The organism is Cellvibrio sp. (assembly GCF_053579595.1).
Genome location: NZ_JBRFPI010000235.1, coordinates 1 through 7,210 on the forward strand (window position 1 = coordinate 1; position 7,210 = coordinate 7,210).

A 7,210-nucleotide genomic window follows, 5' to 3' on the forward strand; every position below is an offset into this window, starting at 1 on the left:
TATTAATTCTGGCAAAATGCACCTCCCATCCTTTCAGTTGCCGCCCATGTCAGACGTCGATCTCAATCAACTTGCCGCCAACATCAAGCTCTGGGGACGTGAGCTTGGCTTCCAGCAAGTGGGTATTACCGATATCGAGCTGGGGGATGCTGAAGTCCGCTTGCGGGAATGGCTCGTCAAGGGCTATCACGGCAGCATGGAATGGCTCGCCGCGCATGGCAATAAACGCTCGCGCCCGGCGGAATTACTGCCCGGCACAGTCCGGGTGATTTCAGTGCGGATGGATTATTTAGCGGGCGATACCCAGCAGATCAAAATCCTCAAAGATCCCACCAAGGCCTATGTATCCCGCTATGCGCTGGGGCGCGACTATCACAAACTGATCCGCAAACGCCTGAGCGTGCTCGCGCAAAAAATCGATGATGCACTGCCGGAGGACTATCCCCACAAAGGCCAAAACCGCGCCTTTGTCGATAGCGCCCCGGTCATGGAGCGCCCGCTCGCCGAAAAAGCCGGCTTGGGTTGGACGGGCAAACACACGCTGATCATCAACAGCGGTGTGGGCAGCTGGTTTTTTCTCGGCGAGATATTCACCTTTGTGCCATTGCCGATTGATCAGCCCGAACAAATCAATCAGTGCGGTGAATGCACTGCCTGTTTAAAAGTCTGCCCCACCGATGCCTTCCCCCGGCCCTACGAGCTGGACGCACGGCGCTGCATTTCTTATCTCACCATCGAAAACAAAGGCAGCATCCCCGAAGAGTTCCGCGAACCCATGGGCAACCGCGTGTTCGGCTGCGACGACTGCCAGGCCATCTGCCCCTGGAATAAATACGCGCAATTCACTGGCGAGACAGATTTTTTGCCGCGCCACGGTTTGGCCGATAGCGATTTGGTCGATCTGTTTAATTGGACGGAAGACGAATTTTTAACCCGCACCGAAGGCTCAGCGATCCGCCGGATTGGCTATGAGGGATGGCTGCGGAATTTGGCAGTGGGATTGGGAAATGCGCCGAGTGATGGGCGCATCATGGCCTCATTAACGGAAAAAAGACGGATGGCGAGCCCATTAGTGCAGGAGCATATCGATTGGGCCTTAGCGCAACAGGCCACGCCCAATCGCCGCCGTAAACGCAAGATCCAACAGTCACGCCCCTCAAATTGAGCAAAACAATCAGCAAAATAGCCAGAAGTTTTCCCTCTTCAGCTGTTTTTTTGGCGCACAAACGGGAATAATACGCACCCCTTCAAGAGCGCAGCCACTAGAGCAGCGCCGTTACATAGAAATCGGTCAATCACTGCTCCCTGGAATTTTTCAGGTCAGCATTCGGGTGACATTGGCGACCGGAACTGTCCTGTTGAATTGTCCCGCGGGTCAGGACATCAACCACAACGATAGGCTATTACTACTATGAAACCACTTTCCGATATAGGCTTGGTTGGCTTGGCTGTGATGGGTGAAAACCTCATCCTCAATATGGCTAGCAAAGGCTATACAGTTACCGCTTACAACCGCTCAGTAGAAAAAGTAGACAGCTTCATCGCTGGCCGCGCTGCAGGTAAAACCATCCGCGGCGCACGCTCGATTGAAGAGCTGGTGCAGTCACTCGCCAAACCACGCAAAATTATGCTGATGGTTAAAGCCGGTAAAGCAGTAGACGATTTCATCGAACAACTCATTCCGCACCTTGAAGCTGGCGATATCATCATCGACGGCGGCAACACCCACTTCCCCGATACCGACCGTCGCACTGCCTACCTTGAAAGCAAAGGCCTGTTGTTTATCGGCACCGGTGTTTCTGGTGGTGAAGAAGGCGCATTGACTGGCCCATCGATTATGCCCGGCGGTTCACCGGCGGCATGGCCACACGTTAAAGACATTTTCCAAAACATCTCCGCCAAAGTTGCCGACAACAGCCCATGCTGTGATTGGGTAGGTGAAAAAGGCGCTGGCCACTTTGTGAAAATGGTGCACAACGGTATTGAATACGGCGATATGCAATTGATTTGTGAAGCCTACCAAATCATGAAAGAAGTGCTCGGCATGAGCACCGACGAAATGCACGATGTATTTGCCGAGTGGAACAAAGGCGAACTCGAAAGTTATTTGGTTGAAATTACCCGCGACATTCTCGGCTACAAAGAAAATGGCGAAGCCTTGGTTGAGAAGATACTCGACACCGCTGGCCAAAAAGGTACCGGCAAGTGGACTGGCGTTATCGCATTGGATTTAGGCGTGCCACTCACGTTGATTTCTGAAGCGGTATTTGCACGCTGCTTGTCATCACAAAAAGATGAGCGCGTTCAAGCATCCAAATTAATCAGCGGCCCAGCGGTTAAATTTGACGGCGACAAACAAGCGTTCATCAATGATCTGCGCAATGCATTGTTCGCATCAAAAATTATTTCTTACACCCAGGGTTATTTGTTAATGCGCGAAGCCGGTAAAGAATACGGCTGGCATTTGAACTACGGCGGCATTGCCATGATGTGGCGCGGCGGCTGTATTATTCGCTCATCATTCCTGAGCAATATCAAAGACGCTTTTGACAAGAATCCTGAGTTGAACAACTTATTGCTCGATGATTATTTCAGAAACACCGTAGAAGCAGCGCAAGCTGGCTGGCGTCGTGTTGCTGCAGCGGCGATTGTAAACGGCATCCCTGCCCCGACAATCACTTCTGCCCTGACCTACTTCGACGGCTATCGCACTGCTCGTTTGCCAGCAAACTTGCTGCAAGCACAACGCGATTACTTCGGCGCGCACACCTACGAGCGCACCGACAAACCACGCGGTGAATTCTTCCACACCAACTGGACCGGCCGCGGCGGTCACACCTCTTCATCGACTTACAACGTGTAAGTTTTTAGATGTGGTGAGAGAAATACGAAAACCCGAATCAGAAATGGTTCGGGTTTTTTGTTTAAAGTCATTAATTCAAATAACGAGGCTTAATCATGCGTTCAATAATAATCTGTTTATTTGCAGCACTACTGCTAGCAGGTTGTACGCAAACGGCTCCAACCAAAATTACACGCCATACGATTAACTCTTGGGAAGCAGACATCGGTTACGCTGCAGTTGTCCAAACGGGAAACACTTACCACATCTCGGGGGTGACTTGCGGTGGCGCCAATTATCAGGAGGCGGTAAGTGTTTGCTATAAAGAGCTTGGCGGAATTCTTGCCCGCTACCAGCTGACCTCACAGAACGTGATTAAAGAAAATATTTATGCGCTGGATATTGAGGCACTGCAACAACAAATTTCTGTACGTAAAACGTTTTATGTAAATGGTCAATATCCAGCGGCAACTTGGGTACAAGTTTCTCGCCTTTATAGTCCTGAACACTTAATTGAAATTGAATTAATTGCAGTGAAATAAATCATGCTACGCGGCCTGAACCACATCACAATCGCAGTCAGCACCCTTGATATCTCTTTTGATTTTTACACCCAGCTATTAGGTTTTAAACCCCATGCTCGCTGGGATGCAGGCGCTTATTTAAGTTTGGGGGATTTGTGGATTTGTTTATCCTGCGATACCGCAATCCCCAGCCAGGACTACTCGCATATCGCATTCGACTGCGCAGCAGATAAATTCAATATGATCGCCACGCAATTACGTGAAGCTAATGTGGTTGAATGGAAGCAAAACACCAGCGAAGGTGATTCTTTGTATTTCCTTGATCCCGATGGACATAAATTGGAAGTTCACTGCGGGAATTTGCAAACCCGTTTGGACTCATTGAGAGAAAAACCCTACAAAGGATTAATTTGGTTTTAAGAAGAAATTTTTAATCAGGTTGTCGAATTACCCCTGGCTCAATCGACTAATAATACACCTTCGCTTCAGCAAGCTTGATAAACATCATAAGACTTTAGGAGACTCCAATGTCCGGTACCGAAAAAGTAAAAGGCCCCGCATCCTACTTTCCTTCCATCGAAGCCAAATACGGTCATCCGATTGAACATTGGTTCAAGCTACTCTCTACCCAAAAACAAATGAAACATATGGAGATGGTTAATTGGTTGAAACAGGAACATGAGCTAGGGCACGGTCACGCCAATGCGTTGGTTGCTTATTTTCGGGATAAAGAAAAGTTATAGTCGTAGGTTGCTGGTGAGCTTGCGAACCGCAACACTCACCATCACAAACTGCACATTGTTGTATTTGCACGAAAGATTAACGACACACGAATTGGGTATTGGTGGTTGCGGGCATATGGTCATGTTGCGGTTCGTTCCTCACCGGCAACCTACAGTCGCAACAAATAATTCATCGATAAAATTAAAGGGATACCATGAATAACAGCTGGCTTTACGAAACCACATTAAAAGGCAATCTCGTCACCCTGGCTCCGTTAAAACGCGAGCATACCGATGCGCTACTCGCAGCAGCAGCCGATGGTGAATTATGGAACTTGTGGTTCACATCCGTTCCCAGCAGCAACTCTATTGATACTTATCTTGATCAAGCATTTAAAGATCAAAATGAAGGCCGCGCCTTGTTATTTGTGGTGATTGATAATGCCACACAAAAAATTATCGGCAGCACGCGCTATTGCAACGCAGACTCACTGAATAAGCGGGTTGAGATTGGTTATACCTGGTATGCAAAATCGTTTCAAAGAACCGGTATCAATACTGAGTGCAAATATTTGCTGCTGACTCATGCATTTGAAACGCTCGATGCAATTGCCGTTGAATTTCGCACGCACTGGCACAATCACGCATCGCGCTCGGCAATTGCACGGCTGGGCGCTAAGCAGGACGGAATATTGCGCAACCATCAGAAAAATGCCGAAGGTGTTTATCGGGATACGGTAGTGTTTTCGATTATTGATCAGGAATGGCCGACGGTTAAGAAGAGCCTTGAATACAAGATGGCGCGGTAAATAAGGTCTGGCTGTCCAGGCAGCCATGCCCAACAATAAAACTATTTTACCTGTGATATTGGGCATAGCCGCCCAAGCTCCTCACGCAAATCTCCATCACACAAGATCACAAAAGCTGCGACTCGCAGGGCACAAAATCCACCAAGTCCGCTATCACCTGCTATAACTAAACCAGCTCAGCCAAACAGAGCCGCGCCCGGACAAGCAAGGTGCGCGGTCGGCTAGCAGGACGCCCACTACTACAGCTAACGACATAAAAATGAAAAAGAGCTTGGTTTTACTCCTGACAATTGCCATCGCGCAGTTTGCGCTGATACCTGCCAGCGCTGCAGACACTGCTATCGCAGAATCTGACTATCCCAAAAAAATCCACTTCCGCAATATTATGCAAGACCAGGATATTGCCCTCGGGGAAGTAGAGGCGATACTGCAGGACTATCAGGGCTTTATGTGGCTCGGCGGACGCAATGCGCTCTTGCGTTACGACGGCTACGAATTTCTGCCCATTCCCGCCGCCAAAGATCCGGCCAATATGACCGAGACTGAACCGGTTAATCAGGTGTTGGAATTATTGGAAGACAAGCAGCGAAACCTCTGGGCAGCGACCCGCTCGGGGCTGTATCGCTATGATCGCGACCATGAAATTTTGCTGCCAGTCGCAGTTCCGGATGAGCTTTTAAAAGCGGGCGGTGCGATTAATGCTATCGCCGAAAGCCCTGCAGGCGATATTTTAATTGGCACCGCTACCGGCTTTGGTATTCTCAACCAAAGCACTGGCACTGTAGAGGTCTTGAACCAACAAAACGGCGGGCTACCAAGTAATCTGGTTAATGATATTTTGATGGATAAAGATAATGTCGCCTGGCTTGCGTTGGATATCGGCCTGGCGCAACTGGATCTCATGACCCGCAAGCTTAGCCTGCACCTTCCCAGCCCTCAAAACCCAAAATCCACCCTGGACAATACCCTGCGCACACTCGCCGTTGATCGCACGGGCAGAGTATGGGGTGGCAGCGACATAGGTATTTTTCGGTTCGATAGAAAAACGAACGCCTTCACTCATTACCAACACGACATAAATGACCCCAAAAGCCTATCGATTAATTTTTTATGGACCCTCTATGTCGACAGCAATGGCTGGGTGTGGGCAGGCAGTGACGGCGGCGGCTTAAGCCTTTACAACGAAGCGCAAGACAACTGGCTCAGCTTCACCCGAACCGACGGCGGCACGGGGCAATTGACCAGCAATATTGTGCGACGCGTTTATGAGGACCGCACAGGTGACATATGGGTAGGAACCTATCCTTCGGGCGTACATCTCTATGATCGTTCCAGCATTGGCATCCGCGCCTACCACAAATCAACTATCGGCAATCAGGGGCCGATGGACGACAACGTCGAAGCGGTGCTGGAAGATAAAGAGGGCAATATTTGGGTTGGCGCCCGTGGCATCTCGCGTTTTGATCCTAAAACCGATTTATTCACCCACTACGTGCACACCAACGGAGCTGATTCACGTGTCGCCGCTCCGACCATGTTGTATGCCACCATGGATTCACAAGACCGTATATTGTTTGGCACTTGGGGTGCTGGCGTGCAGATTTACAACTCCGCAACAGACAGATTTGACACCCTGCCGGTTGACCCCGACCAAAGCCGACGCGGCGAAAAAACCGGGCGCACGCTCAATGATCTGATGGTGTGGAATATTTTTGAGGATAAGCGACACAACCTCTGGTTCAGCACCCACTACAACGGGCTGACGAAATTTGACCCCCAAAGTGGTATCTATTCTTTTTACCCACATAGCGAAAGCGGAGAACACAGCTTATCCAGTGCAGTCGCCTGGGTGTCTTATGAAGATTCGCAAGGCCGTTTTTGGGTGGGCACTGCGTACGGTTTAAATCTCTTGGATCGCGAGAAGAATACCTTTAAACGCTATCTTCCCGATGACAAAAATCCTCGCAGCCTGGCCAATGGTTCAGTGCTCGCCATTTTCGAAGACAGCAAAAAACGCCTGTGGTTTGGCACCGACATGGGCTTGCACTTGTACCACCCGGAGACGGACGATTTTACTCACTATGACACCCTCCACGGCTTTGCCGACCCCGGGATTCGCGCCATCACCCAAGACCATCAGGGTAATTTGTGGGTGGGCACCAATAATGGTGTAGTGCGATTTAATCCCGACAATTTGACCGTAAAAAATTACACGCGTTTTAACGGGGCATTGATTGGCGGTATCACCACTGGTGCTGTAGTCATTACCCATTCCAATGAGGTTGTATTTGGTTCGCGCAACGGCCTGTATTT

Annotated in this window: 7 protein-coding genes; all 7 read left to right on the forward strand. The window is 49.7% G+C overall.

All coding sequences use genetic code 11. The annotated features are described in order from the left end of the window. Positions 1-46 precede the first annotated feature (46 nt). Positions 47-1,165, forward strand: coding sequence for a tRNA epoxyqueuosine(34) reductase QueG (queG, locus tag ACWA6V_RS14210; RefSeq protein WP_449523115.1), 1,119 nt, complete (start codon positions 47-49; stop codon positions 1,163-1,165). 246 nt (positions 1,166-1,411) lie between these two features. Then, positions 1,412-2,863, forward strand: coding sequence for a decarboxylating NADP(+)-dependent phosphogluconate dehydrogenase (gnd, locus tag ACWA6V_RS14215; protein WP_310072726.1), 1,452 nt, complete (start codon positions 1,412-1,414; stop codon positions 2,861-2,863). Between the two features lie 95 nt (positions 2,864-2,958). After that, on the forward strand, positions 2,959-3,384 hold the full coding sequence (locus ACWA6V_RS14220; protein ID WP_449523110.1) for a Rid family hydrolase: 426 nt from the start codon (positions 2,959-2,961) through the stop codon (positions 3,382-3,384). A gap of 3 nt (positions 3,385-3,387) precedes the next feature. Beyond that, entirely contained in the window at positions 3,388-3,786 is a 399-nt protein-coding gene (gene fos, locus ACWA6V_RS14225) for a fosfomycin resistance glutathione transferase (RefSeq protein ID WP_449523111.1), read from the forward strand. A gap of 107 nt (positions 3,787-3,893) precedes the next feature. Next, positions 3,894-4,109 (forward strand): DUF4287 domain-containing protein, encoded by a 216-nt coding sequence (locus tag ACWA6V_RS14230; protein WP_449523112.1) that lies wholly within the window; start codon positions 3,894-3,896, stop codon positions 4,107-4,109. 194 nt (positions 4,110-4,303) lie between these two features. Next, positions 4,304-4,897, forward strand: coding sequence for a GNAT family N-acetyltransferase (locus ACWA6V_RS14235; protein WP_449523113.1), 594 nt, complete (start codon positions 4,304-4,306; stop codon positions 4,895-4,897). A 259-nt stretch (positions 4,898-5,156) separates the two neighbouring features. Beyond that, a partial coding sequence (locus ACWA6V_RS14240; RefSeq protein WP_449523114.1) for a ligand-binding sensor domain-containing protein occupies positions 5,157-7,210 on the forward strand: 2,054 nt, incomplete at its 3' end.

Bases quoted from the DNA above. Each gene is read 5' to 3' on its own strand.
- queG (WP_449523115.1), top strand. From the start codon at position 47: ATGTCAGACGTCGATCTCAATCAACTTGCCGCCAACATCAAGCTCTGG.
- gnd (WP_310072726.1), top strand. From the start codon at position 1,412: ATGAAACCACTTTCCGATATAGGCTTGGTTGGCTTGGCTGTGATGGGT.
- ACWA6V_RS14220 (WP_449523110.1), top strand. From the start codon at position 2,959: ATGCGTTCAATAATAATCTGTTTATTTGCAGCACTACTGCTAGCAGGT.
- fos (WP_449523111.1), top strand. From the start codon at position 3,388: ATGCTACGCGGCCTGAACCACATCACAATCGCAGTCAGCACCCTTGAT.
- ACWA6V_RS14230 (WP_449523112.1), top strand. From the start codon at position 3,894: ATGTCCGGTACCGAAAAAGTAAAAGGCCCCGCATCCTACTTTCCTTCC.
- ACWA6V_RS14235 (WP_449523113.1), top strand. From the start codon at position 4,304: ATGAATAACAGCTGGCTTTACGAAACCACATTAAAAGGCAATCTCGTC.